The following is a 25242-nucleotide window of genomic DNA, read 5'->3' on the forward strand; positions in this document are numbered from 1 at the left end:
CGGGGCCGGCGGCGTTCCGCGTCGGCCCACCCCTCATCGTCCCGTACAACGGCGTGCGGAACACGCAGCGCCTGCCCCGTCCCCGACCGGACCCGGGCAGGCGCTGCACCCTTTGGCCGGGGCGCGTACGCTCGGGCCAGCGCGCCGGGGGATCGTGCCCCGCCGCCGTACGCGAGGGGGGCCCGTGGCCATCAGCCTGGAGAAGATCGAACGGACCGCGCCCGCGCTGGCCGGGCTCTACCGGCAGGCGGGCGTCTCGCTGCGCAAGCACGGGCTGGCGGGGCAGCAGGCTGCCGTCTACCTCGTCATGGACTTCTCGGGATCGATGAGGCCCTACTACCGGGACGGCAGCGTGCAGGCGCTGGCCGACCGGGTACTGGGGCTCTCCGCCCAACTGGACGACGACGGCCGGGTGCCGGTGGTCATCTTCTCCACCGAGGTGGACGCCGAGAGCGAGCTCGCGCTCGATGACCACCAGGGGCGGATCGAGCGGATCGTCAGGGGACTGGGCCACATGGGCCGGACCAACTACCACCTGGCGATGGACGCGGTGATCGAGCACTATCTGGAGCACTACACCGAGCGGGGCGACCACACCCCCGCGTTGGTGGTCTTCCAGACCGACGGCGGCCCGACCAGCCGTCCCGCGGCCGAGGCATACGTCTGCAAGGCCGCGCAGCTGCCGCTGTTCTGGCAGTTCATCGGCTTCGGCGACCCGGCGAGCCGCCAGTTCGACTTCCTGCGCAGACTGGACGAGCTGCCCGTCCCCGCGCGGCGGCCGGTGGACAACGCCGGCTTCTTCCACGCGGGCACCGACCCGCGCCGGGTGCCGGACGCCGAGCTGTACGACCGGCTGGTGGCCGAGTTCCCGCACTGGCTGGCCGCGGCCCGGGAGCGGGGGATCGTCCGATGAGCTGATGGTCGGGCTGTTGCTGAGGGTGGTGTACGGGAGTGGGCCGGGCGTGTGAGGCGCTCGGCCGGGGCGTGGGCGGGGTAGCGCGGGCGGGTAGGGCTGTCGACTCCCCGACCCCCTGCGCCCCGGGTTGTCCGGTGCGCCCCTGGACAGGAGACAGCCCCCATGCACCGCTCTGTGTACCGTGCCGGACTCGTCGCGGCCGCCGCGGCCGTACTCGCCCTCGGCCCGGCCGCGCCCGGCTGGGCCACGACGACCACCACCGGTGAGGTCAGCGCCCACTGGGGCGACCGGGCCCGGGTCCAGTTCACCTGGACGGACTCGAACACCATCGAGGGCGGCACCCTCACCGTCGCCGACCTGACCTGCGACGAGGCCCCGGTGTACGCCGTGGTCACCGCCGTGGCCGGAAACGGCACCACCGTTCCGCTCGCCACCACCCCGCGTACCGCCGGCTGCGGCAAGACCGCCGAGACCCGGTTGGTACGGGCCGGGAACGCAGCCGGGCTGGGCAGGGTGACGCTCAGCATCTGCCGTCCGGCGGGGGCCGCCTCGGGCGTGGGGGCGCCGAGCTGGGGGACCGGGAGCCGGGCCGGTGACGAGTGTGTGTCTCCGTACACGGCGAGGAACCCGTACCGGGGGGCCGCGAACCTCGGCTTCTGATCACCCTGAACCGGTGGCGGATACCCGACAGGGAGTGTCGGGTATCCGCGGTGACGGGCGACCATGGTCCTTCGCCGGGCACCCCTCGTTCGTTCACCATCCGGCCGCCTAGGTGGCCGTTCGGTCGACATCCTGCGGACGTTGCCCGCCTGTCGTTGACGTGCACACGTCTACGCGCGTCATCATCGGTCCATGACGATCCCCCCACGTTTCAGTCTGCTCGGCGGCGCCGCCGCTCTGCTGTCCGCGCTGGTCGCCGGCCCGGCCGCCGCCGCGCCCGCCCCCGTCGCCCCTTTCTCCTACGGCTCCGTCACCGCCGTCCAGGCGGCGGCCGTCGGCGAGATCTGCCACAGCCGGCTGCCCAGCCAGGCGCACGACACCCTGGACCTCATCGAGGCGGGCGGCCCCTACCCCTACCAGCAGGACGGCACCGTCTTCCAGAACCGCGAGGGCATCCTGCCCAGCCGGTCCACCGGCTACTACCACGAGTACACGGTGAAGACCCCGGGCGCCGACAACCGCGGCGCCCGGCGCATCGTCACCGGCAGCGCCGACGAGGACTACTACACCGCCGACCACTACGCGTCCTTCGACAAGGTGGACCACGGCTGCTGAGCCGGGGCCGGGAGGAGGGAGGGGCGGGGTCCGCTGGGCCCCGCCCCTCCCCGTGCCCGGGCCTGCCCGGCTCTCAGGTGTCGCACTCCAGCACCGTGCGGCACAGCCCGCAGCGGGCCCGGACCCGGCCGCGTACCGGCACCCGGATGCGCTGGTGGCAGGTGGGGCAGGAGAACACCACCCGTAGTGCCACCGCCTCGCGATCCGTACCGCCGGCCGGGCCGTCCGCCGGCTCGAAGGCGTACGGCAGACCGGCACCGCCCGGCGCCCCGGGGTGCTCGCGGGCGTGCCTGCGCTCCTTGGCGTACCGGTGCCGGCCCGTCCAGCCCGCCGCCGTCAGCGGGGGCTGCCGGGCGTCCCGCAGCGCCAGCGCCCGGCCCTCGGTGTACGCCCGGTACGCCTGCGGGCTGGTGAACCACGGCGAGGGGTCCTCCCCGAACGCCAGCGCCCGCTTGGCCAGCACATAGCCGAACTCCTCGGGCGTCAGATAGCCCAGCTTCTGGCTGGACACCGCGTCCTGGCGGAAGGCGTCCAGCAGCAGCCAGCCCGCACCCAGATAGGTCGTCACGGTGTCGGTGAGGATCTCGTTGTCGCGGGTGCCGGGGAAGGTGAGATCCAGCCGGTGCAGCAGTACATGGGTGATCTCGTGCGCCAGGGCCGCACCGATGTCCCGGCGATGCGTACGGAACCGGTCGTTCAACTCGACGAAGTACTCCGGCCCGGCGGCCAGCTCCACACTCGCCGCGTGCCGCATCTCCCGGAACCCGACGATCATCCGGGCGTCCGGCAGCCGCAGCTGGCGCACCAGCGCGTGCGCCACCCGCTGAGCGCCCAGATGGCAGTCGTCGGCGTCCGCGAAGGCCACGTCGGCCGGGACGACGCTGCCGGCGTAGGCATACAGGCCCTCCGGGGTGAGCCGCCGGTACAGCGCCGTGATCGCCGCCCGCACGGTGTCCAGGTGCGGGTAGCCGCGTACGACCTCGCCCCCGCCGCCTGTTCCGGCGCCGCTGCCGTTCGCCACGTTCAGCCCCCAGGGGGTTCGCCGCGCTCCGACTTCCCACTGTACGAGTCGCCGTGCGGGTCGCTGTATGAGCCATCGCGTGAGCCGCTGTGGGAGCCGGATGCGTGCCGCGGGCGGTCGCGGGCGGTCACCGTCGGGCGCGGTTGGCTGAAAACACCGCCTTGTGGGCGGGGGAGCGGCCTCCCCATAATCCTGGGCACGCCTTGACGAGCCCATGCCATCCCGAACGACCGCGGCGGGGCTCCGAGATGCGTGACAAGGCATCAACCCCCCACGAAAGGCAGCACTGTGAAGTCGATCCTGCGCGCCTTCAAGAGAAGTGCCGTCATCGGCGCCGTCGCCCTCGCCGCCGTCAGCCTCCAGCCCGTCAACGCCTCCGCCGCCCCCGCTCCCGTCGTCGGGGGAACGAGGGCCGCCCAGGGTGAGTTCCCGTTCATGGTCCGGCTCTCCATGGGCTGTGGTGGCTCCCTGCTCACCCAGCAGATCGTGCTCACCGCCGCCCACTGCGTGAACGGCTCCGGTAACAACACCAGCATCACCGCCACCGCCGGCAACGTGGACCTGCAGAGCTCCAGCGTCGTCAAGGTCCGCTCCACCAAGGTCCTCCAGGCCCCCGGCTACAACGGCAACGGCAAGGACTGGGCGCTGATCAAGCTCGCCCAGCCCATCAACCAGCCCACCCTGAAGATCGCCGACACCACCGCGTACAACTCCGGCACCTTCACCATCGCCGGCTGGGGCGCCAACCGCGAGGGCGGCAGCCAGCAGCGCTACCTGCTCAAGGCCCAGGTCCCGTTCGTCTCGGACGCCAGCTGCAAGCAGTCCTACGGCAACAGCCTGATCCCCGCCGAGGAGATCTGCGCCGGCTACGCCCAGGGCGGCACCGACACCTGCCAGGGCGACTCCGGTGGCCCGATGTTCCGGCGTGACAACGCCAACGCCTGGATCCAGGTCGGCATCGTGAGCTGGGGCCAGGGCTGCGCCCGGCCGAACTACCCCGGTGTCTACACCGAGGTGTCCACCTTCGCCTCCGCCATCAAGTCCGCCGCGGCCACGCTGTAGCGGCATCCGCATCCGGTAGTACGGGGAGGGGCGGCGCCACCCGGCGCCGCCCCTCCCTGGGCTTTCCCCCCCGCAGCTTCCCTGCGCTTCCCGCGGCTTCCCTGCGTTTCCCGGGGTTTCCCAGGGTTTCCCGGGGTTTCCCCCTGCGTCTCCCGGGTTTCCTCGGCGGGTGTCAGCCGGTGAGCCGCACCGCCGCTCCGGCGCCCTCCAGTTCCAGTACCCACACCTCGCCCGGGCCGGCACCGAGCACCGGTCCTGGCAGGAAGAGGGCGCTCTGCGGACCCGCCTCCCAGTAGCGACCGAGGCAGAAGCCGTTCACCCAGACGAAGCCGCGTACCCAGCCCGGCAGTTCCAGCCAGGCGTCCCCCGGCACACCGTCTCCGCCGCCCGCACCGAGCTCCACGGCCGCGCGGTACAGCCCCGGAGCGCCCCGTTCCGCGCCTCCGTCCTGCTCCACCGGAACGAACGGCACCTTCTCCACCGCCTCCGGGGTGAACGCGTCCAGCCGCAGGCCCCGGGCCCGTACCCCGTGCAGATACTGCCGCTCGTGCCGTACCCCGTCCGTGATGCCCTTGGTCTCACCCAGCCGGGGCCCGTAGTTGACCCGGCCCAGCGACTCCACCCACAGCTCCACCTCCGCCGGACCCGCCACCGGCTCCGGCAGCGCCGCCTCGTCCCGGGCCCCGGCGCCCGCCAGCACCCCGGCCCGCACCCCGTCCACGTACACCACCGCCCGGTCCCGCAAACCGGTCACCGTCAGCGGGTACGGCTGCCGGGGGCCCGGCACCCGCAGCCGGTACCGCACCAGCCCCCGGTCCACCCCCAGCTCCTCGAACGACGGCGGAACCGGACCGTCCCACTCCTCGTCACCCAGTACCTCCAGCACCTCGGGCAACGGCGCCCACTCCCGTACCACCGCCCGCAGCGGCCCGTCCTCCGCCGCCCGTCGCGGCGGCACAGGCGGCAGCTCCGGCAGCGGTCCGGCCCCCTCGCCCCGGAAGCGCTCCAGCACCGACCGGAACGCCCAGAACTTCTCCGTCGGCCGCCCCGCCTCGTCGATCGGCGCGTCGTAGTCGTACGAGGTCACCGTCGGCTCCAGCGGGCCGTCGTGCAGCGGTCCGGCCCGGTTCGCCCCCGCCCAGCCCGCGAAGTTGGTGCCCCCGTGCGCCATGTAGATGTTGACCGAGGCCCCGCACTCCAGGACCTCCGCCAGCGCCGCCGCCGCGTCCGCCGCCTCCCGCCCCGCCGCCCGCTCGCCCCAGTGCGCGAACCAGCCGCACCAGAACTCCATGCACATCAGCGGCCCGGCCGGCTGGTGGCGGCGCAGCACCTCGAAGGCCTCCCGGGCCCCCGAGCCGAAGTTCACCGTCGCCAGCACCCCCGGCACCGAACCGCCGGTCAGCATGTGGTCCTCCGGGCCGTCGGAGGTGAACAACGGCACACTGACCCCGCAGGACTCCAGCAGGTCCGCGATATGCCGCAGATACCCGGCGTCCGAGCCGTAGCTGCCGTACTCGTTCTCCACCTGCACCATGAGCACCGGCCCGCCCCGGTCCACCTGCCGCTGGACCACCTGCGGCAGCAGCGCGGCGAACCAGCGGTCCACCCAAGCCAGGTACTCGGGGTCCTCGGTCCGCACCCGCCGCCCCAGCCGCCCGGTCAGCCAGTGCGGCAGCCCGCCGTTCTCCCACTCGGCGCAGATGTACGGGCCGGGCCGCACGACCGCCCACAGACCCGCCTCGGCCACCGCGTCCAGGAACCGGCCCAGCGCCCCCATGTCCCGGAAGCGGCCGGGCTCCGGCTCGTGCAGGTTCCACGGCACATACGTCTCCACGCAGTTCAGCCCCATCGCGCGGACCATCGCCAACCGGTGCCCCCACTGATCCTCGTGCACCCGGAAGTAGTGCAGCGCCCCCGACAGCAGCCGCACCGGCTCCCCGTCCAGCAGGAAGTCCCGCTCACCCACCGTGAAAACCGCCACGATCACACCCCTCGACCCCTCGGCCCTCGACCCCTTCACCGCGCCCCGCGCGTTCCGTGATCCACCCTCGGCCTCTGGCGGCCGGGCGGTCCATGGACAAAGATCGGCGCTGATTGGACGCGCGATCCGGCCGTACGGAGGCGGGTACGGGGCGGGCGGGAACGGACGGACACGAGGAGGCCGCGATGTACCACACCTGGATGCGCTTCTTCACGCCCAGCCCGCTGCACCAGCGCCTGGGCCTGGTGTGCCTCGGCGTCGGCCTCCAGCACGGCGCCCTGCCCACCGTCGGCCCCCGCACCCTCGACCACCATGTGGCCGTCGTCATCAGCGCCGGCAGCGGCTGGTACCGCACCCCCGACGGCCGCCGCACCACCGTCACCGCGCCCGCCCTGCTCTGGCTCACCCCCGGCGTCCCCCACCACTACGCCCCCGACCCGGCCACCGGCTGGGACGAGGGCTTCGTCAACTTCACCGGCCCCGCCACCGCCACCTACACCGAACTCGGCTACCTCGAACCCGACCGGCCCGTCGTCCCGCTCACCGACGCCCGCCCCGCCCGCGCCGTGATCGGCCGCATCACCCGCGCCGCCCGCCGGGGAAACCCCCTGCTGGAGGTGGAGACCGCCGCCGCCGTCCACGAACTCCTGGTCGTCCTGCGCCGCGCCCGCGCCGACACCAACGCCGACGGCGACCCGGTCCTCGACGCCCTCGCCCGGGACGCCTTCCAGCCGCTCACCGTCGCCGAACACGCCGCCCGGCACGGTATGACCCCCGCCGAGCTGCGCACCGCCGTCCGCCGCACCGCCGGATGCAGCCCCAAGGACTACCTGCTGGCCATCCGGCTCGGCCGCGCCAAGGAACTGCTGGCCGCCACCGACCTGCCCGTCGCGGCCGTCGCCCGCCGGGTCGGCTACGACGACCCCGCCTACTTCTCGCGGCTCTTCACCCGCCGGGTGGGCACCGCGCCGGTCCGCTTCCGCGAGCAGCAGGGCCACACCGTGCCCGGCGGCTGGAGCGAACGGGTCCCGGATGCCGAACACCCCCCTACGGTCATCACCGGACACGTCTAAGCTCGCACCCCATGACCACCAGCCAGAACCACGGGACCAGCCGGCACCAGGCCGAGCCGAACGACAACGGGCAGGGGGACGGGGGCGGGGACGATCGGGCGGTACGCGCCGAGCTGACCCGGCTGCGCCAGAGCATCGACAACATCGACGCGGCCGTGGTCCACATGCTGGCCGAACGCTTCAAGGCCACCCAACAGGTCGGCCACCTCAAGGCCCGCCACCACCTGCCGCCCGCCGACCCCGACCGGGAGGCCCGGCAGATCGCCCGGCTCCGCGAACTCGCCGTCAGCGCCCATCTCGACCCCGCCTTCGCCGAGAAGCTGCTCAACTTCATCATCGCCGAGGTGATCCGGCACCACGAGACCATCGCGGGCACCACCGAGGACGAGCCCGGCCCCGGCCACTAGGGGCCTGTCGGCCCTCGCGGGAGCCCGCCCCGGGCCGACCGGTCGGCCCGGGGCGCCGGTACGCTGCGGCCGGGTGGGCACGCCGGGTGGGCACGCCGGGTGGGCACGCCGGGTGGGCACCCTCCGCCCGGCAGCGGAGACCGGCAGCGGAAACCGGCAGCGGAGACCGGCAGCGGAAAGGCGACGGGCATGAGTGTGCTGAACGTCCACGAACGCCGGATCGAGGCGCCGCCGGACGCGGTCGGCGCCCTGGTGGACAGCCTCGCCTCCGAGGACGACCGGGTCTGGCCGGTACGCGACTGGCCGCGCATGCGGCTGGACCGGGGCCTGACCACGGGCTCCGCGGGCGGACACGGTCCCATCCGGTACGAGGTCACCGGGTACGAGGCGGGGCGGCGGGTGAGCTTCCGGTTCACCGGCCCGAGCGGCTTCCACGGTCACCACGAGCTGACCGCCACGCCCGCCGGGGGCGGCGCCACCGTGCTGCGCCACACCCTCGCCCTCACCCCTCGCGGAACGGCAAGACTCAGCTGGCCGCTGGCCATCCGCTGGTTCCACGACGCCCTCATCGAGGACGCCTTCGACCGCGTCGAGCTCACCTGCACCGGCGCCCTGCCGCACCCGGCCCGCTGGAACCCCTACGTCCGGCTGCTGCGCGCCGGAGCCGCCCTGGCCCGGCGGCGCTGACCGGGCTGCCACCCGTCTTCAACCTGCCGTCAACCCGGCCGTCAACCCGTGTTCGGCGGCAACCGACCGGCGTACGATCGGCGCGCGGCCGTCCCCGCGCGCCCCGGCGCGTACCACCGAGGGGTGCGAAACCGGCCGCGAGCTGGGAGAAACCCCCGCTGAAACTCTCCGGGCAACCCCAGTGCCGAGCACCCATCCCATCGGGCAGCATGGCCCCATGCCCGTACTGACGCGCGACGAAGCGCAGACCCGTGCCCAGCTCCTGGACGTCCACCGGTACACCGTCGACCTCGACGTGACCGGCGGTGGCGACGTGTTCGACTCGTCCACCACCATCCACTTCACGGCCCGGGCCGCCGGCGACACCTTCGTCGAGCTGAAGCCCGCCACCCTGCGCACCGCCGTCCTCGACGGCGAACCGATCGACCCGGCGGCCCTGGACGACAACCGGCTCCCACTCACCCTCACCGCCGGCGAGCACACCCTGCGCATCGACGCCGCCATGCACTACTCGCGCACCGGCGAGGGCATGCACCGCTTCACCGACCCCAGCGACGGCGAGACCTACCTCTACACCCAGCTCTTCCTGGACGACGTCCAGCGGGTCATCGCCGCCTTCGACCAGCCCGACCTCAAGGCCGTCTTCGAGACCACCGTCACCGCGCCCGACCACTGGACGGTCCTCGCCAACGGCATCACCACCCGCACCGGTGAGGACGGACGCTGGCAGGCCGCCGCCACCCCGCCGATCTCCACCTACCTCCTCGCCGTCGCCGCCGGCCCCTGGCACACGGTGCGCACCGAACACGCCGGACTGCCCTTCGGCATCCACTGCCGCCGCTCCCTCGCCCCCCACCTCGACACCGACGCCGACGAGATCCTCGACACCACCAAGCGGCTCTTCGACCAGTACCACCGCAAGTTCGACGAGCCCTACCCCTTCGACTCCTACGACCAGGCGTTCGTCCCCGAGTTCAACGCCGGCGCCATGGAGAACCCGGGCCTGGTCACCTTCCGCGACGAGTTCGTCTACCGCTCCGCCGTCACCGTCACCGAGCGCCAGACCCGCGCCATGGTCATCGCCCACGAGATGGCCCACATGTGGTTCGGCGACCTCGTCACCCTCAGCTGGTGGGACGACATCTGGCTCAACGAGTCCTTCGCCGAGTACATGGGCTACCAGACCCTCAACGAGGCCACCAGCCGCTACCCCGACACCTGGGTCGAGTTCGGCGTCGCCCGCAAGTCCTGGGGATACGACGCCGACCAGCGGCCCTCCACCCACCCCGTCGCCCCCGACCCCGACGCCGTCCCCGACACCGCCTCCGCGCTGCTCAACTTCGACGGCATCTCCTACGCCAAGGGCGCCTCCGCACTGCGCCAACTCGTCACCTGGATGGGCGAGAAGGAGTTCCTGGCCGGCATCAACAACCACTTCGCCCGCCACCGCTTCGGCAACGCCACCCTCGCCGACTTCCTCGACAACCTCGCCACCGCCACCGACCGCGACGTCCACGCCTGGGCGCAGGCCTGGCTGCGCACCACCGGCGTCGACACCCTCACCCCCGCCCACCACCCGGCCGACGCCACCCTCACCGTCGACCACCACGGCAGCCGCCCGCACCGCGTCGCCCTCGGCCTCTACGACCAGGACCTCGCCGACACCGGCCGCCTCGTCCTGCGCCAACGCACCGAGACCGACGTACCGCTCACCACCCCCCTCGCCCTCCCCGGCCCCCGCCCCGCCCTGATCGTCCTCAACGACGGCGACACCACCTACGCCAAGATCCGCCTCGACCCCGACTCCTGGACCACCGCCGTCCGCACCCTCTCCGGCATCCCCGACCCGCTCACCCGCGCCGTCGTCTGGAACACCGCCCGCGACATGGTCCGCGACGGCGAACTCGCCCCCGCCGCCTACCTCGACACCGCCCGCACCCACCTCCCCCGCGAAACCGACCTCGCCCTCGTCCAAGGCGTCCTCGCCTTTGCCACCGGCCCGCTCACCGACCAGTACCTCACCGGCGAGGACCGGCCCGCCGCCCTCGCCCTCCTCACCGACCTCACCCGCGACCTCATCCGCCGCACCGAGGACGGCAAGAACCCCGGACTACGCCTCACCGCCGTCCGCCACTACATCGACGCCGCCGGCCCCGCCACCCTCACCGCCTGGCTCGACGAGGACACCGTCCCCGGCGGCCCCGAACTCGACCCCGAACTGCGCTGGCGCATCCTCGCCCGCCTCGCCGCCCTCGGCGCCACCGACGAGACGGCCATCGCCGCCGAACTCGACCGCGACCCCAGCGCCACCGGAGAGGAAGGCGCCGCCCGCTGCCGCGCCGCCCTCCCCACCCCCGAGGCCAAGGAAGCCGCCTGGCAGGCGATGTTCCACACCGACACCCTCTCCAACTACCTCTTCACCGCCACCGCCCAGGGCTTCTGGCAGCCCGAGCAGGCCGAGCTCCTCGCCGACTACACCGCCCGCTACTACCCCGACGCCACCGCCCTCGCCCAGCGCCGAGGACCCGCCATCGCCACCGCCGCCGGCCGCCACGCCTTCCCCGCCCACCACGTCACCCCCGACCACCTCCACCTCGGCGAACAGCACCTCGCCACCCACACCGGAGACGACACCCTCACCCCCGCCCTGCGCCGCCAACTCGTCGACCGGCTCGACGACCTCCGCCGCGCCCTCCAGGTCCGCCAGGCCAACCAGCCCGCCTGACCTCCGCCTGCCCCGCCGGGGGCGCCCACCCCGGGCGCCCCCACGGCAACCCCAACCGACGGCCCCCGGCCACCGACCCCAGCCGTCGGCCGCCATCCGACGGCCCCCGGCCCCGGGCCACGCAGCCGCAGCGGCCCCCATAGCACGGGAACCACCCCGCCACGCCCACCCCGTCCCCCGTTCGGGTAGCGATCCGCCGCCACCCCGCCACACCCACCCACAGCCGGTCACCCTGAGCGCACACACCACCACCCACCGTGGAAGGCGCACCCGGATGACCGACCCCACCACCCCCCAGCCCGACGACCAGCCCCACGACCTCGTCGGCATCGGCATCGGCCCCCTCAACCTCTCCCTCGCCGCCCTCGCCCACGGCGTCCCCGGCGGCCTCGCCACCGCCTTCTACGACCAGCGCCCCGCCTTCCACTGGCACCCCGGCCAGCTCATCGACGGCACCACCCTCCAAGTCCCCTTCCTCGCCGACCTCGTCACCCTCGCCGACCCCACCAGCCCCTGGACCTTCCTCAACTACCTCCGCCAACGCGAACGCCTCTACCCCTTCTACTTCGCCGAGCGCCTCCACACCCACCGCGCCGAATACGACGCCTACTGCCGCTGGGTCACCGACCACCTCCCCGGCCTCCACTTCTCCCACCAAGTCGACGCCGTCCGCTGGAACCCCGAACGCCGCCTCTTCGAAATCGACCACAGCCAACTCGGCCCCACCGGCGAAACCGAAGCCCTCGGCCGCACCCACGCCCGCAACATCGCCCTCGGCATCGGCACCGAACCCCACATCCCCGACCCGCTGCGCCCCCTCACCGAACAGCCCACCGTCCCCGTCATCCACGCCGCCGACTACCTCCAGCACCGCGAACACCTCCTCGCCGCCGGCCACATCACCGTCATCGGCTCCGGCCAGTCCGGCGCCGAGATCTTCCTCGACCTGCTGCGCCAACGCCCCACCGGCGCCGAACGCCTCCACTGGCTCACCCGCACCGAGGCCTTCGCCCCCATGGAGTACTCCAAGCTCGGCCTCGAACACTTCACCCCCGACTACACCCAGTACTTCCACCAACTCCCCGAACGCGTCCGCGACGACCTCGTCCCCCGCCAATGGCAGCTCCACAAAGCCACCGACGCCACCACCCTCGCCGCCATCCACGACGAGCTCTACCGCCGCACCCTGGACGGCGGCTGGCCCAGCACCGTCCTCACCCCCGGCGTCCGCGTCCGCACCGCAGGCCGCCTCGCCACCACCAAACTCGAACTCCACCTCGAACACATCCAGCAAGGCACCCGCACCCGCCTCACCACCGACGCCGTCATCCTCGCCACCGGCTACCGCGAACGCCCCCTCGACCGCATCCTCGCCGGACTCGACCCCTATATGCGCCGCGACGCCCGCGACCGCCCCCGGATCGACGCCCACCACCGACTCGTCCTCGACCCCTCCGTCACCGGCTCCGCCTACGTCCAGAACGCCGACACCCACAGCCACGGCGTCGGCGCCCCCGACCTCGGCCTCGCCGCCTGGCGCAGCGCCGCCATCCTCAACCACCTCACCGGCAAAGAGCCCTACCCCCTGCCGCGCCGCACCGCCTTCACCACCTTCGGCCTCACCCCCCACCCCACCCCCGCCATCCCCGGCCAGCCCACCCCCGCCCACCCCCCACTCACCCCCCTGCGCTGACCCGACCACACCATCCCGGGCCCCGGGAACGCCGACGGCCCCGCCCCACCCTGACCACGGGCGAGACGGGGCCACCGGCCCGGCCGACGACAGACGTCAGAACACCGGCACCCCGTCCCGGGTCAGCCGCCAGCCCACCGACGCGAACGAGGCCGGATCCACCGTCCCCTTCGCCCGCACCCACTGGATGATCGTGTTCCGGATCTCCTCCGAGTTCGACCACACCTGCTTCGCCGACGCCACATGCGGGAACGCCCCACCACCCGACGCCCGGTAGTTGTTCACCGCCAGCACGAACCGCGCCGCCGGATCCACCGGCTTCCCCTCGAAGGCCAGCTTCGCGATCCGCTCACCCGCCGGCTTCGCGATGTCCACCTCATACGTCAGCCCCGACACCGCGTCGTAGTTGTAGTCCGGGATGCCGTCCGCGTTCGTCAGCTTCGCCGTGTCCACCGGTCCACCCGCCGGCGTCCGCACGTAATACCGCGCCGAGAACTCCAGATACTCCTTCAACTGCGCCCCGGTCAGCACCCGCGCCTCCAGGGTGTTCTCGAACGGATACAGCCCCGCCGCGTCCTTGATCGTCACCTGACCGGCCGGTATGCCCGCCGTCCGCGAGAAGCACGAGGCCTGCGACAGCACGGGGAGGGAAGCGAACTCCCCGCCCGCCAGCGCCGCCTTCACCGTCTCCGTCTGGACATGGTTGATCAGATCGATGATCGGCTCGTCCTTCCACGGCGCATCCGCCGTCGACATCGCCGCGGTCGACGTCCCGATCACCTGGTTGACATACGCCACCACCTTGCGGTGCTCGTCCCCGAGCAGCCGGGTGATCGCCCGATCCTCCTCCACCGTGTTGGAGTTCAGCACCTCGGCGCCCACCCGCTCCACGGTCCACCGCCCCCGCGACCACACCACCTCGATGTCGAACAGCGTCAACCGCTGCCCCCACTTCAACGGCTCCGACAACACCACCTCACGGCCGGTCTGCTCGTTCGCCACCCGGTACTCCGGGATCTCCGTGTGCGCGTGCCCCACCAGGATCGCGTCGATCCCCGGCACCTGCCGCGCCACCAGCGCCGCCGCGTTCTCCACATACGGCAACTGGTCCCCGTACGAGGACGTCCCGCTCGACCCCGAATGCGCCGACACGACCACCACATCCGCACCCATCGACCGAAGGCGCGGCACCCACTTCGCCGCCTGCTCCTCCAGACCCGGGAACACCATCTTCCCGCTCACATTCGCCTTGTCCCAGATCGCGATCCCCGGATTGGTCAACCCCAGCACCGCCACCCGTACATCACGGCCGAACGGCGTCCGCAACCGGTGCATGCTGTACGGCGCGAACGCCGGCCGCAGCGTCCTCGCATCCAGCGCGTTCGCCCCCAGCAGCGGAAAGTCGCACTGCTCCTCAAACTTCCGCAGCACCGGAATGCCGTAGTTGAACTCGTGGTTCCCCAGCGCCGCCGCGTCATAGCCGATCGCGTTCATCGCCTGCGCCATCGGATGCACCGGACCACGGCGGGCCGTGATCGGGTCCACCTTCGCGTAGTAGTACGACAACTGGGTGCCCTGAATCGTGTCACCCGCGTCGATCAGCAGCGTGTTCCGCCGCCCCCGCTCCCGCCGCACCCGCTTCACCAGCGTCGAGATCTTCGCCAGACCCACATCGTTGTGCGCCTTGTCGTCGAACTCCCGGTCCGTGAAATAGTCCCAGTTGAAGACATTGCCGTGCAGATCGGTGGTGCCCATGACCGTGAACGCGTACCTCCGCTCGCGCCCCGGCCGGCCGCCGTGCCGCGCCGCCCCGGCCGACGGCGCCGCGACCGCCTCGCCGGCCACCGCGCCACCCGCCAGCGCCGCACCCGCGCCGGCCGCCGCCGACCTCTCCAGAAACGCCCTGCGGTCAAGCCCCATGCCGATCCCCTTCACACGAACACACACACGAACAGTGCTGCGACAACGCGCGTAGATTCTGACGCAGACACGCCACCCGCAACACCCCCCAACCCACCCCCGCCACCCCCCAGGAGCCCCCATGACCACCACCCCCCAGCCCACCCCCGACCTCCCCTACGGCACCCCCACCGCACCCCGCATCGCCGTACGCGGCGAAGCCCACCTCGAAGTCGACCCCGAAATCGCCCGCCTCGACATCACCGTCACCGCACGCGGCACCGACCGCCGCACCGCCCTCGACGACCTCACCCGCCGCAACACCACCGTCCTCGACCTCATCAAGAGCTATGGCGAAGCCGTCACCGCCCTCGAAACCAGCGCCCTGTCCATCACCCCCGAACTCACCCGCCACGGCCGCGCCGAACGCATCCGCTCCTACCACGGCCGCGTCCACCTCACCGCCGAACTCACCGACTTCACCGCCCTCGGCGAACTCACCACCCGCCTCGCCGACCACGACCTCACCCAGGTCGGCGGACCCTGGTGGGCCCTGCGCCCCGACTCACCCGCCCACCGCCAGGCCCGCACCCGCGCCGTCCACGACGCCGTCCAGCGCGCCCGCGAATACGCCGAAGCCCTCGGCACCGACATCGCCGCCCTCGTCGAACTCGCCGACATCGGCGCCGAAGCCCCCACCCCCTACCCCGCCCCCTTCCCTGGCAGCGCCCGCATGGCCTTCGCCGGCGCCGCCTCCGCCGAGGACACCGCCCCGCCCCTCGACCTCGAACCCCAGCGCCAGACCGTCACCGCACAGGTCAACGCCCGCTTCACCCTCCACCCGCCCCGCCTCTGAAAAACCCCTCGGAAAGCTCTCTCGGCCGCTCATCAGAGCGCCATCCCGCCCACTTCAACACTTGTCAAAAAGCCCTATCCCAACGGCGGTTGAACAGTCACCTCAACCCAAATACCTACCCATCGGTAAGCCCTAGGCTCGACCCATGCGCCGAGCCAAAATCGTCTGCACCCTGGGCCCCGCCACCGACACATACGAGCAGATCAAAACCCTGATCGAAGCCGGAATGGACGTCGCCCGCTTCAACCTCAGCCACGGCAGCTACGCCGAACACGAACAGCGCTACCACCACGTCCGCAAAGCCGCCGAGGAAACCGGCCGCAGCGTCGGCGTCCTCGCCGACCTTCAAGGCCCGAAGATCCGCCTCGGCCGCTTCCTCGAAGGCCCCGTACTCCTCGAACGCGGCGACACCTTCACCATCACCACCGAACCCGTCAACGGCACCCGCCACACCTGCTCCACCACCTACGACGGCCTCGCCACCGACGTCACCACCGGCGAACGCATCCTCGTCGACGACGGCCGCGTCACCCTCGAAGTCACCGCCGTCAACGGCCCCGAGGTCACCACCACCGTCATCGAAGGCGGCATGGTCTCCGACCACAAAGGCCTCAACCTCCCCGGCGTCGCCGTCTCCGTCCCCGCCCTCTCCGACAAGGACACCCAAGACCTCCGCTGGGCCCTGCGCACCGGCGCCGACATCATCGCCCTCTCCTTCGTCCGCACCGGCGACGACATCCACGACGTCCACCGCATCATGGACGAGGAAGGCCACCGCCTCCCCGTCATCGCCAAAGTCGAAAAACCCCAAGCCGTCGAGAACATCGACGCCATCGTCGCCGCGTTCGACGGAATCATGGTCGCCCGCGGCGACCTCGGCGTCGAAATGCCCCTCGAACACGTCCCCATCGTCCAAAAGCGCGCCATCAAACTCGCCAAGCGCAACGCCAAACCGGTCATCGTCGCCACCCAGATGCTCGACTCGATGATCGACAACTCCCGCCCCACCCGCGCCGAAGCCTCCGACGTCGCCAACGCGATCATCGACGGCACCGACGCCGTGATGCTCTCCGGCGAGACCAGCGTCGGCCGCCACCCCACCGAGACCGTCCGCACCATGAGCCGGATCGTCCAAGCGGCCGAGGAAGACGTCCTCGCCAAGGGACTCCCACCCCTCAACGAACGCAACAAGCCCCGCACCCAGGGCGGCGCCGTCGCCCGCGCCGCCGCCGAGATCGGCGACTTCCTGGGCGCCCAGTACCTCGTCGCCTTCACCCAGTCCGGCGACACCGCCAAACGCCTCAGCCGCTACCGCTCACCCATCCCGCTGCTCGCCTTCACCCCCGACCCGGCCACCCACGCGCAGCTCACCCTGACCTGGGGCGTCGAGACCTTCCTCGGCCCGCACGTGGACTCCACCGACGCGATGGCCGCGCAGGTCGACGAGCACCTCCAGTCCATCGGCCGCTGCCGCCCGGGTGACGTCGTCATCATCACCGCCGGCTCCCCGCCCGGCGTCTCCGGCTCCACCAACCTGGTCCGCGTCCACCACATCGGCGAGAGCCTCACCTGAGCCCCCGCCCCCTCGAAGCCGTGAGCGGCGACCCCGCTCAGTGCTTCGGCCCGACGTGCGCGTCCATCAACGCGACGGAGGCCCGTCGGGCGACGGAGATGTTGTACGGCTGCCCGTTCCGGGTGCAGTGCGTCCACTCGACCCCGAGCCGGTCGAGGGTGTCCGTGAACAGCCGCCGGATGTCCGCCGAGACATTGGTGAAGAAGTACCGCGGGTACTCGTAGCGCTTCCGCTCCCCGCCGATGAGCCTGGTCGTCCAGTTCATGGTCCGGCACCCGTCGGAGTGGACCAGACCGCGGACGAACTCCCAGGGATGGTCGTCCACGACGACCTGCTGCCATTCATCGAGGATGATGTGCCGCTCGTGCTTCTTGCCGGGGCCGTGCTGAGCGAAGAGGCAGAGCCAGTGGCGGCTGGAGGATTGAACTTCGGCGCATCCGAGTCGTTCCCGGCGGTGGATGGTCGGTCGCTGCATCACCGCGCGCATCGCCTGTTCGGCGGCATCGACAAGTCCGGTCTGCGCTGCGTTGCAGTAGATCGACAGACGGTACTGCGCCGGCTTGGCGATGATGTGGCCGTCGCCGAGATAGAGGCCGAGCAGATAGGCGTATGCAGTGGCGTCGAGCGGATTACTCGTGCAGGAGGGGCAGTCATGTGAGGCGGACGGCGGCGCGTACGCCTCACCGCGCGCCTTGCGGTCCTCGCTGCGCCACCAGCCGACCGTCCCTCGCGGGACATTCAACTGCTCCGCTACGAGGCGGTTGGGCACGCCATCCCGCATGAGCGACAGCGCACGGGCGCGAATCGAAGGGCTGTGCTGTTCCATGGGGCGAGCCTGGCGAGAACGTCGCCACTGGCGCGGCCGAACGGGTGTCGATCGTTCGAACGAGTGAAGCACTGCCAGCTGAGTGGGTTCCTTGGAATCCAAGGTCAAGTGCCCCGAGTCGGATTCGAACCGACGCTGTCGGTGGTTTGAGCACCGTGTCTCTACCGCTGGACTACCGGGGCTTCCTTCAAAAGGAAGGTTAGCGGATACCCGCTGTGACTCAAACATACAGGAGCTAGGTAGGCTCATGACAGCTGTATCTGCCGTGACATGAGGAGCCCCCGTGACCGCGCCCGAGTCGCCCCAGCCCCCCGCCGAGGACGAGACGTCGCACGTCCCGCCGCAGACGACGCGAGTCGTCATCGCCGAGGACGAAGCGCTCATCCGGCTGGACCTCAAGGAGATGCTGGAGGAGGAGGGCTACACCGTCGTCGGGGAGGCCGGGGACGGGGCGCGGGCGGTGGAGCTGGCGCAGGAGCTCCGCCCTGACCTGGTGATCCTGGATGTGAAGATGCCCGTCCTGGACGGTATCTCCGCGGCGGAGCGCATCGCGGGGGAGTCGATCGCGCCGGTGCTGATGCTGACCGCGTTCTCGCAGCGGGACCTGGTGGAGCGGGCGCGGGACGCGGGGGCGATGGCGTATCTGGTGAAGCCGTTCAGCAAGAGCGACGTGGTGCCGGCGATCGAGATGGCGGTGTCGCGGTTCGCGGAGCTGCGGGCGCTGGAGCAGGAGGTCGCGGACCTCTCGCAGCGGCTGGAGACGCGGAAGCTGGTGGACCGGGCGAAGAGCATTCTGCAGACGCAGTACGGGTTGACGGAGCCGGCGGCGTTCCGGTGGATCCAGAAGACGTCGATGGATCGGCGGATGTCGATGCAGCAGGTGGCGGAGGCGGTCATCGAGGACGCGGAGGAGAAGAAGGCCGCGAAGGGGCAGTGACCGCGCCGGCGGGTCAGGCCCGCACGGTGGTGTCGAGCCAGTCGAAGACGGTCTCGCAGTAGTACTGGGGCGCCATGGGGGAGCAGTGGAGCTGGGCGCCCTGTTCGCGGGTCATCTCCACGTACTGCTTCTTGCTGGTGACGAGGTCGTAGAGGGCGCGGGCCTGGCCGGGGAAGAACTGGTCGTCCTGGAAGTCGATGATCAGGGCGGGGCACTGGATGCGGCCGGCCACCTTGGTGATGTCCATGCCGACCAGGACGCGGGCGGGGGTCCAGAAGTCGGTGAAGAGTTTGCCTTGGCGTGCGGCGCGCATGACGGCGGCGTCGTAGGGCTCGAAGCGTTTGTTGAGGGTGAAGCGGTCGGCCTGCGGGATCCGGGGGGCGACGTCGTCGTTCCAGATCTGGTTGGTTTCTTCCTTGGTGGGGGCGAGGACTTCGCGGATCTGGGGTGGGAAGGCGCTCCAGGGGGTGACGACGCCGGGGCCGGCGACGACGGCGGCGAGGCGTGGTTCGTAGGCGGCGGCGCGGGGGGCGAGGACGCCGCCGAGGCTGAAGCCGGTGAGGGCGATGCGGTCGGGGTCGACGTCGTCGCGGGCGGTGAGCCAGTCGACGAGGGGGGTGACGACCTGTTCCCAGCGGGGGGTGAAGGGGAGCTGGTCGACGAAGAGGAGCTGGCCTTGGCCGGGGCCGTCGTAGACGAGGGCGTTCCAGTCGCGGCGGAGGGCTTCGGCGACGCCGTAGGTCCACATGTCGACGTTCTGGCCGTCGCTGCCGTTAGTGAGGATGACGGTGGGGCGGCGGCCGGTGGCGCCTTGGGGGCGGAAGAACCATAGCGGCATGCGCTTGCCGCCGTAGGGGAGGGTGGCGGTCTGCGCGGGTGGGGTGCAGGTGCGGGCGAAGGTGTCGAAGGAGTCGCGGCCAGCTTGGTAGAGGGCTTGTTCGTCGTCGGGTTGGTCGGTGCCGAGGACGAAGTAGAGGGCTTGTTCGTAGCAGGCGGCGGAGCGTAGGGCGCGGGCGTTCTGGGTCTGGGGTTCTTTGTCGCCGCCGGCTTGGTCGGCTTGGTCGGCGAGGCGTTTTCCCCAGGTGCGGAAGGTGTCGGTGAAGGTCTGGCTGCTGGCGCCGGCCTGGTTGATGGTGTTGACGGCGGTGAGGGTTTCGCCGACTTCGGTGGAGCCTTGTCCGGCGGCGCCGAGGGCGAAGAGGGCTTGGAAGTTGTAGTCGGGGTTGTCGAAGAGCCGCATGGCGCCGGGGGCGGCGTTCTGGTCGGCGGTGCCGGGGCTGGTGCTGCCGCTGGGGGAGCCGGTGGGTTGGGCGCTCGCGGCGGGGTGGGTGGTGCAGCCGCTGAGTACGGGGAGGGTGGCGGCGCCGGCGGCGAGGCCGGTGAGGACGCTGCGGCGGGTGGGGTGGCCGGCGTCCGTGGGGGTCGTGGGGGGTGTCATGGGTGGGTGCCCTTCCGGGCCCGGGTGGGGGCGGCCCGGGCGGGTTGCGGGGGAGGGCGCGTACCGGCCCTTGGCTCGTACGGTAGGGGCGCGGGCGGGGGTGTGGCCTGCGCTGGTGCTCCGTACGGGAGCCGGGGGAGGCGCGTATGAGCGGGTACGGGTGAGGGCCCGTCCGGCGGTCGCGTGTGCGGTCGCCGGGCGGGCCCTCAACGGTGCCGTGGTGGGTCAGTCCTCGCCGAGGTAGGCCTTGCGGACGGACTCGTCGTGGAGGAGGTCCTGTCCGGTGCCGGAGAGGACGACCTTGCCGATCTCCATGACGTGGCCGTGGTCGGCGAGGGCCAGGGCGGCCTGGGCGTTCTGCTCGACGAGCAGGATGGTGGTGCCCTGGGACTTGAGCTCGGCGATGGTGGCCATGATCTTCTGCATCATGATGGGCGAGAGGCCCATGGAGGGTTCGTCCAGCATGAGCAGCTTGGGCTGGGACATCAGGGCCCTGCCCATGGCGAGCATCTGCTGCTCGCCGCCGGAGAGGGTGCCGGCGGCCTGCTTGCGGCGTTCCCCGAGGATGGGGAAGAGGTCGTAGGCGCGCTGGACGTCCTTGTCGATGCCGGCTTTGTCGCTGCGGAGGAAGGCGCCGAGGAGGAGGTTGTCCTCGATCGACATGCGCGGGAAGATGTGCCGCCCTTCGGGAGAGTGCGCGAGCCCGAGGGAGACGATCTTGTGGGCGGGGATCTTGCGGAGGGACTTGCCCTCGAAGCGGATCTGGCCGCCGACCGGCTTGAGCAGGCCGGAGAGGGTGCGCAGGGTGGTGGTCTTGCCGGCGCCGTTGGTGCCGATGAGGGTGACGACCTCGCCCTCTTCGACCGTGAAGGAGATGCCCTTGACGGCCTGGATCTTGCCGTAGGCGACGCGCAGGTCCTCGACTTCGAGCAGTGCGGTCATGCGTCGTTCTCCTTGCGGGGGCCGGAGGACGGGGTGGTGTCGTCGCCGGGGGCGGTGGCCTTCGGCGTGGTGTCGTCGTCCGGGGTGGTGGTGTCCGCCGGGGTGGCGGGGGTGTCGTCGGCGGCCGTGTCACCGGCGGCCGGCGTCGTGGTGAGGTCGCTGCCGGCCTCCTCGGCGGCGGCTTCGGCGGCGCGCTGCTCGGCGGCGGCGACCTCGGCGGCCTCCTCGTCACCGGGGGCGGCTTCGAAGGGTTCGCCGAGGTAGGCGGCGATGACGCGCTCGTCGCTCTGGACGACGGAGGCGGTGCCCTCGATGAGCTTCTGGCCCTGGACGAGGCAGGCGACCCGGTCGCAGAGGTTGAAGATGAAGCGCATGTCGTGCTCGATGACGAGGACGGCGATGCCCTGGTCCCGGATGGCGAAGATGAGCTCTTCGGCGGCCCGGGTCTCCTGGGGGTTCATGCCGGCGGTGGGCTCGTCGAGGAGGAGCAGGCCCGGTTCGCTGGCCAGGGCGCGGGCGATCTCCAGCTTGCGCTGCTCGCCGTAGGGGAGGTTGCGCGAGAGGTGCTCGGCCTTGTTGGCGAGGCCCACGAACTCCAGGAGTTCCATGGCGCGTTCCCGGGAGGCGGCCTCCGCCTTGTGGAAGCCGGGGCCGCGCAGCAGGGCCGACCAGAGGCCTTCCTTGGTGCGGGTGTGGCGTCCGACGAGCACGTTCTCCAGCACCGTCATGTTGCTGAAGAGGCGGATGTTCTGGAAGGTGCGGGCGATGCCGGCCGCGGTGACCTTGAAGGACTTGGGCGGCAGGACGGTGCCCTTGTAGCGGACCTCTCCCTCGGTGGGGATGTAGAGGCCGGTGAGGCAGTTGAAGAAGGTGGTCTTGCCGGCGCCGTTGGGGCCGATGAGGCCGACGATCTCGCCCGAGTTGACGGTGAGGTCCACGTCGCGGACGGCGGTGAGGCCGCCGAAGCGCATGGTGACGCCGCGGGCGTCGAGCACGGTCTCGACCGCCTTCCCGGCGGGGGCCGGGGCGGTGGTGTCGGTGGTGGTGGTCATGGCGTCAGGCACCTGCCTTCGTGAGCGTGGCCGGCGCGTCGTCCTTCTCGTCGTTCTCGTGGAATTCCAGCTGGTTGCGGCGGTTGGCGATGAGGCCTTCGGGGCGCAGGCGCATCAGCAGGATGAGCGCGACGCCGAACGCGAAGAGCTGGAGTTCGCTGAGGAACTGGAGCTTGTTGGGGATGAGGAAGAGCAGGGCGCCGCCGATCAGCGGGCCGCTGATGGTGCCCATGCCGCCGAGCACCACGGCGGCGAGGAGGAACGCCGAGTTGGGCGGGATGGCGTGGGCGAACTGGTACTGCTCGGGTGTCACGGTGTAGGTGACGTGGGCCTGGACGGCTCCGGCGAGGCCGGCCAGGGTGGCGCCGAGGGCGAAGGCGATCAGCTTGACGCGGAAGCCGTTGATGCCCATGGCGAGTGCGGCGGTCTCGTCCTCGCGGATGGCGACCCAGGCGCGGCCGATGCGGGATTCGGCGGAGCGCCGGAAGACGACGACCACGACGAGGGTGACGAGCAGCATCAGGAAGAAGTAGTTGGCGAAGCGGCCGAGGGTGAAGCCGCCGATGCTGTGCTCGGCGCCGAAGTCGAAGCCGAAGATGTTGAGGTTGGGGATGGCGGAGATGCCGGCGGAGCCGTTGGTGACGTCGGGGCCGGAGATGCCGTCGAGGTTGAGGACGGCGATGCGGAAGATCTCACCGAAGCCGAGGGTGACGATGGCGAGGTAGTCGCCGCGCAGCCGCAGGGTCGGGGCGCCGATGAGGACGCCGAAGATCATGGAGGCGACGGCGCCGACGAGCATGGCGGCCCAGAAGGGCAGGTGCAGGCCGAACGGCGAGGACGGGGAGCCGGAGACCATGGCGGCGGCGTAGGCGCCGACGCCGAGGAAGGCGACGTAGCCGAGGTCGAGCAGTCCGGCGAGGCCGACGACGATGTTCAGGCCGAGGGCGACGGTGGCGAAGATCAGGATGTTGACGCCGATGGTGGCGTACTGGTCGTCGCTCTGGGTGAAGGGGAACGCCGCGGCGGCGACGAAGGCGCCGACCATGGTGACGTTGCGGTGCCGGGCGGACAGCGCGGAGACGCGGGCGATGAGCCCGGCCTTGCCGATGGCGGCGAAGCCGAGGCCGGCGGTGAGGAGGAAGCCGAGGAACAGCTCGTCGTAGTCGGTGGTGATCCCGTAGGTGAAGACGATCAGGCCGAGGGCGAGCACGGCGGTGATGATCAGGATCTCGGCGTACGCGGGCAGGACCCGGGCCGGGGCCGGGGTGCGGGTGGCGGCGAAGCCGCCCTTGAACACGGTCCAGCCGTTGGAGGCGTTGTGCTTGAACTGGTCGAGGCCGCTGTCCTCGGGGTCGGCGGGCTGGGTGTCCGGCCGCTCGAAGGGCAGGGCGAGCGCGCCGATGAGGGCGGCGAGTGTGGCGAGGGCGACGACGTAGCCGCCGGGCTCCAGGTTGACCAGGCCGCCGAGCTGGAAGCTGATGGCGCCGATGGTGTACCAGGCGGTGGTGAACGCGGCCAGCGCGGAGAGCTTGATGGCCGCGTCGGCTCCGGCGGGCACCAGCCAGCCGAGGCCCTTGACGCCGTAGGAGGCGAGGCCGAACAGGGTGGTGAGGACGCCGGCGACCAGGACGAGCCACTGGAGGCCGCCGGGGTAGCCGTAGACGGTGAGGTCGCCGGGGAAGGCGGAGGTCCACGTCCAGGCGAGGAAGGCGGAGACGACGGTGAGGGCGCCGCCGCCGGTGGCGGTGGCCCGGGCGATGTTCTCCGGCAGGCCGATGAAGCGGGTGCGCCGGTCGGCGGCGGGGGTGATCGGGGTGTCCGCCGCGGTGGGGGCGGTCTGTGTGGTCATGGTGCTCACGCCCTGTCCGCGACGCGCTCGCCCAGCAGGCCCTGGGGCCTGAAGAGCAGTACGAGGATGAGAAGTACGAAGGCCCAGGCGTTGGCCCAGGACTGGCCGCCGAGCTGTTCCATGCCGGGCACGTGGTTGACGTAGGCGGAGGCCATGGTCTCGGCGACGCCGAGGACGAGGCCGCCGATCATGGCGCCGTAGATGTTGCCGATGCCGCCGAGGACGGCCGCGGTGAACGCCTTGAGGCCGAGGAGGAAGCCCATGCGGAACTGGACCTCGCCGTACTTCAGGCCGTAGGCGACGGCTCCGATGGCGGCGAAGGCGGCGCCGAGGGCGAAGGCGACCACGATGATGCGGTCGGTGTTGATGCCCATCAGCTTGGCGGTGTCCGGGTCCTGCGCGGTGGCCTGCATGCCGCGGCCGGTGCGGGTGCGCATGACGAAGTAGCCGAGGATCAGCATCGAGATCGGGGCGGCTATGACCAGGAAGATGTCACCGGTCTGGATGGTGACGGAGCCCAGGTGGAAGGGGCCGCCGGGTATCTCGGGGAAGGTGCGGGAGGACTTGGCCTCCGGGTACCAGGCCCAGACGGCCTGCTGGAGCGCCAGGGAGAGGCCGATGGCGGTGATGAGGGGGGCGAGCCGTGGTCCGCCTCTGAGTGGTCGGTAGGCGAACCGTTCCGCCGCCACGGCCACCAGGACGGCGACGATGATGGCGCCGATGAGCATCAGGGGCAGCGCGATCCACAGGGTGGTGCCGCCGGGCAGCAGCAGGTAGACCGACAGGGCGCCGAACCCGCCGATCATGAAGATCTCGCCGTGGGCGAAGTTGATGAGCTGGACGATGCCGTAGACCATCGTGTAGCCAATGGCGACCAGGCCGTACATGGATCCCAGTAGCAGGCCGTTGACCAGCTGTTGCGGCAGTTCGTTCACCGCAGGTCCTCCGAGGTGTGTGCGGATGTGACACCGCGCGGGGCGCCTGGTGCAGCGCCCCGCGCGGCGTAGGGGGTGTTACGGAGTGGGGTGGT

General features: G+C 71.4%; 21 protein-coding genes and 1 tRNA gene. 12 read left to right on the forward strand and 10 right to left on the reverse strand.

The genetic code is table 11. The features are described from left to right. Positions 1-184: 184 nt before the first annotated feature. The 3 genes from ABZ945_RS14450 to ABZ945_RS14460 all read left to right on the forward strand — a co-directional run bounded on the left by ABZ945_RS14450 (position 185) and on the right by ABZ945_RS14460 (position 2191). Positions 185-913 carry a VWA domain-containing protein gene (locus tag ABZ945_RS14450; protein WP_361268320.1) on the forward strand — a complete coding sequence of 243 codons (729 nt, stop codon included), beginning with the start codon at positions 185-187 and terminating at the stop codon, positions 911-913. A 165-nt stretch (positions 914-1078) separates the two neighbouring features. Further along, entirely contained in the window at positions 1079-1576 is a 498-nt protein-coding gene (locus ABZ945_RS14455; RefSeq protein ID WP_361268323.1) for a hypothetical protein, read from the forward strand. 192 nt (positions 1577-1768) lie between these two features. Further along, positions 1769-2191 carry a ribonuclease domain-containing protein gene (locus ABZ945_RS14460; protein WP_361268326.1) on the forward strand — a complete coding sequence of 141 codons (423 nt, stop codon included), beginning with the start codon at positions 1769-1771 and terminating at the stop codon, positions 2189-2191. A gap of 73 nt (positions 2192-2264) precedes the next feature. Here ABZ945_RS14460 and ABZ945_RS14465 read toward each other — a convergent pair whose 3' ends face one another. Next, the gene (locus ABZ945_RS14465; RefSeq protein WP_361268329.1) at positions 2265-3212 is read right to left on the reverse strand and encodes a hypothetical protein; all 948 of its coding nucleotides are present in this window, start codon (positions 3210-3212) and stop codon (positions 2265-2267) included. 288 nt (positions 3213-3500) lie between these two features. Between ABZ945_RS14465 and ABZ945_RS14470 the strand changes: the two genes are divergently transcribed. After that, the gene (locus ABZ945_RS14470) at positions 3501-4274 is read left to right on the forward strand and encodes a serine protease (protein WP_361268332.1); all 774 of its coding nucleotides are present in this window, start codon (positions 3501-3503) and stop codon (positions 4272-4274) included. Positions 4275-4446: 172 nt separating this feature from the next. Here ABZ945_RS14470 and ABZ945_RS14475 read toward each other — a convergent pair whose 3' ends face one another. Continuing rightward, positions 4447-6255, reverse strand: a complete 1809-nt coding sequence (locus ABZ945_RS14475; protein WP_361268335.1) for a beta-galactosidase family protein — start codon at positions 6253-6255, stop codon at positions 4447-4449. Positions 6256-6440: 185 nt separating this feature from the next. Between ABZ945_RS14475 and ABZ945_RS14480 the strand changes: the two genes are divergently transcribed. The 5 genes from ABZ945_RS14480 (at position 6441) to ABZ945_RS14500 (ending at position 12840) form a co-directional block, all read left to right on the forward strand. Further along, a complete protein-coding gene (locus tag ABZ945_RS14480) occupies positions 6441-7328 on the forward strand; it encodes an AraC family transcriptional regulator (RefSeq protein ID WP_361268337.1) in 888 nt (295 codons plus the stop codon). An 11-nt stretch (positions 7329-7339) separates the two neighbouring features. Continuing rightward, positions 7340-7735, forward strand: coding sequence for a chorismate mutase (locus tag ABZ945_RS14485; RefSeq protein WP_361268340.1), 396 nt, complete (start codon positions 7340-7342; stop codon positions 7733-7735). 189 nt (positions 7736-7924) lie between these two features. Continuing rightward, positions 7925-8422 carry an SRPBCC family protein gene (locus ABZ945_RS14490; protein ID WP_361268343.1) on the forward strand — a complete coding sequence of 166 codons (498 nt, stop codon included), beginning with the start codon at positions 7925-7927 and terminating at the stop codon, positions 8420-8422. Positions 8423-8639: 217 nt separating this feature from the next. Next, entirely contained in the window at positions 8640-11147 is a 2508-nt protein-coding gene (gene pepN, locus ABZ945_RS14495; protein ID WP_361268346.1) for an aminopeptidase N, read from the forward strand. Positions 11148-11421: 274 nt separating this feature from the next. Then, positions 11422-12840, forward strand: a complete 1419-nt coding sequence (locus tag ABZ945_RS14500; RefSeq protein ID WP_361268349.1) for a SidA/IucD/PvdA family monooxygenase — start codon at positions 11422-11424, stop codon at positions 12838-12840. Positions 12841-12936: 96 nt separating this feature from the next. Here ABZ945_RS14500 and ABZ945_RS14505 read toward each other — a convergent pair whose 3' ends face one another. Then, the gene (locus ABZ945_RS14505; protein WP_361268352.1) at positions 12937-14760 is read right to left on the reverse strand and encodes a 5'-nucleotidase C-terminal domain-containing protein; all 1824 of its coding nucleotides are present in this window, start codon (positions 14758-14760) and stop codon (positions 12937-12939) included. Between the two features lie 121 nt (positions 14761-14881). On the opposite strand from ABZ945_RS14505, the gene ABZ945_RS14510 reads away from it, so the two are divergent. Together ABZ945_RS14510 and pyk are read left to right on the forward strand one after the other, a co-directional pair. After that, a complete protein-coding gene (locus ABZ945_RS14510; RefSeq protein ID WP_361268355.1) occupies positions 14882-15595 on the forward strand; it encodes an SIMPL domain-containing protein in 714 nt (237 codons plus the stop codon). 145 nt (positions 15596-15740) lie between these two features. Then, a complete protein-coding gene (gene pyk / locus ABZ945_RS14515; RefSeq protein WP_361268358.1) occupies positions 15741-17168 on the forward strand; it encodes a pyruvate kinase in 1428 nt (475 codons plus the stop codon). Positions 17169-17205: 37 nt separating this feature from the next. Here pyk and ABZ945_RS14520 read toward each other — a convergent pair whose 3' ends face one another. Both ABZ945_RS14520 and ABZ945_RS14525 read right to left on the reverse strand, forming a co-directional pair. Then, on the reverse strand, positions 17206-17994 hold the full coding sequence (locus tag ABZ945_RS14520; protein ID WP_361268361.1) for a helix-turn-helix domain-containing protein: 789 nt from the start codon (positions 17992-17994) through the stop codon (positions 17206-17208). 109 nt (positions 17995-18103) lie between these two features. Further along, positions 18104-18176: transfer RNA gene (locus tag ABZ945_RS14525), tRNA-Leu, on the reverse strand. Between the two features lie 101 nt (positions 18177-18277). Between ABZ945_RS14525 and ABZ945_RS14530 the strand changes: the two genes are divergently transcribed. Continuing rightward, positions 18278-18931 carry a response regulator gene (locus ABZ945_RS14530; protein WP_248637580.1) on the forward strand — a complete coding sequence of 218 codons (654 nt, stop codon included), beginning with the start codon at positions 18278-18280 and terminating at the stop codon, positions 18929-18931. A 13-nt stretch (positions 18932-18944) separates the two neighbouring features. Here the strand turns inward: ABZ945_RS14530 and ABZ945_RS14535 are convergent, their stop codons facing one another. The 5 genes from ABZ945_RS14535 to ABZ945_RS14555 all read right to left on the reverse strand — a co-directional run bounded on the left by ABZ945_RS14535 (position 18945) and on the right by ABZ945_RS14555 (position 25147). Next, a complete protein-coding gene (locus ABZ945_RS14535; protein ID WP_361268364.1) occupies positions 18945-20369 on the reverse strand; it encodes an alpha/beta fold hydrolase in 1425 nt (474 codons plus the stop codon). 225 nt (positions 20370-20594) lie between these two features. Further along, positions 20595-21311 (reverse strand): ABC transporter ATP-binding protein, encoded by a 717-nt coding sequence (locus tag ABZ945_RS14540; RefSeq protein ID WP_361268366.1) that lies wholly within the window; start codon positions 21309-21311, stop codon positions 20595-20597. Beyond that, positions 21308-22363 (reverse strand): ABC transporter ATP-binding protein, encoded by a 1056-nt coding sequence (locus tag ABZ945_RS14545; protein WP_361268369.1) that lies wholly within the window; start codon positions 22361-22363, stop codon positions 21308-21310. Before ABZ945_RS14545 ends, ABZ945_RS14540 begins: the two co-directional genes overlap by 4 nt. A gap of 4 nt (positions 22364-22367) precedes the next feature. Further along, positions 22368-24212, reverse strand: a complete 1845-nt coding sequence (locus tag ABZ945_RS14550; protein ID WP_361268372.1) for a branched-chain amino acid ABC transporter permease — start codon at positions 24210-24212, stop codon at positions 22368-22370. A gap of 5 nt (positions 24213-24217) precedes the next feature. Beyond that, a complete protein-coding gene (locus tag ABZ945_RS14555) occupies positions 24218-25147 on the reverse strand; it encodes a branched-chain amino acid ABC transporter permease (protein WP_248637584.1) in 930 nt (309 codons plus the stop codon). Positions 25148-25242: the final 95 nt, after the last annotated feature.

Source organism: Streptomyces sp. NPDC046887 (assembly GCF_040644755.1).
Lineage (GTDB): Bacteria > Actinomycetota > Actinomycetes > Streptomycetales > Streptomycetaceae > Streptomyces > Streptomyces lichenis.

Excerpts from the sequence above, each read along its gene's own strand:
- ABZ945_RS14500 (WP_361268349.1), top strand. The coding sequence starts at position 11,422 with ATGACCGACCCCACCACCCCCCAGCCCGACGACCAGCCCCACGACCTC.
- ABZ945_RS14490 (WP_361268343.1), top strand. The coding sequence starts at position 7,925 with ATGAGTGTGCTGAACGTCCACGAACGCCGGATCGAGGCGCCGCCGGAC.
- ABZ945_RS14460 (WP_361268326.1), top strand. The coding sequence starts at position 1,769 with ATGACGATCCCCCCACGTTTCAGTCTGCTCGGCGGCGCCGCCGCTCTG.
- ABZ945_RS14540 (WP_361268366.1), bottom strand. The coding sequence starts at position 21,311 with ATGACCGCACTGCTCGAAGTCGAGGACCTGCGCGTCGCCTACGGCAAG.
- ABZ945_RS14510 (WP_361268355.1), top strand. The coding sequence starts at position 14,882 with ATGACCACCACCCCCCAGCCCACCCCCGACCTCCCCTACGGCACCCCC.
- ABZ945_RS14535 (WP_361268364.1), bottom strand. The coding sequence starts at position 20,369 with ATGACACCCCCCACGACCCCCACGGACGCCGGCCACCCCACCCGCCGC.
- ABZ945_RS14485 (WP_361268340.1), top strand. The coding sequence starts at position 7,340 with ATGACCACCAGCCAGAACCACGGGACCAGCCGGCACCAGGCCGAGCCG.
- ABZ945_RS14520 (WP_361268361.1), bottom strand. The coding sequence starts at position 17,994 with ATGGAACAGCACAGCCCTTCGATTCGCGCCCGTGCGCTGTCGCTCATG.
- ABZ945_RS14550 (WP_361268372.1), bottom strand. The coding sequence starts at position 24,212 with ATGACCACACAGACCGCCCCCACCGCGGCGGACACCCCGATCACCCCC.
- ABZ945_RS14545 (WP_361268369.1), bottom strand. The coding sequence starts at position 22,363 with ATGACCACCACCACCGACACCACCGCCCCGGCCCCCGCCGGGAAGGCG.
- ABZ945_RS14505 (WP_361268352.1), bottom strand. The coding sequence starts at position 14,760 with ATGGGGCTTGACCGCAGGGCGTTTCTGGAGAGGTCGGCGGCGGCCGGC.
- pepN (WP_361268346.1), top strand. The coding sequence starts at position 8,640 with ATGCCCGTACTGACGCGCGACGAAGCGCAGACCCGTGCCCAGCTCCTG.
- ABZ945_RS14480 (WP_361268337.1), top strand. The coding sequence starts at position 6,441 with ATGTACCACACCTGGATGCGCTTCTTCACGCCCAGCCCGCTGCACCAG.
- pyk (WP_361268358.1), top strand. The coding sequence starts at position 15,741 with ATGCGCCGAGCCAAAATCGTCTGCACCCTGGGCCCCGCCACCGACACA.
- ABZ945_RS14455 (WP_361268323.1), top strand. The coding sequence starts at position 1,079 with ATGCACCGCTCTGTGTACCGTGCCGGACTCGTCGCGGCCGCCGCGGCC.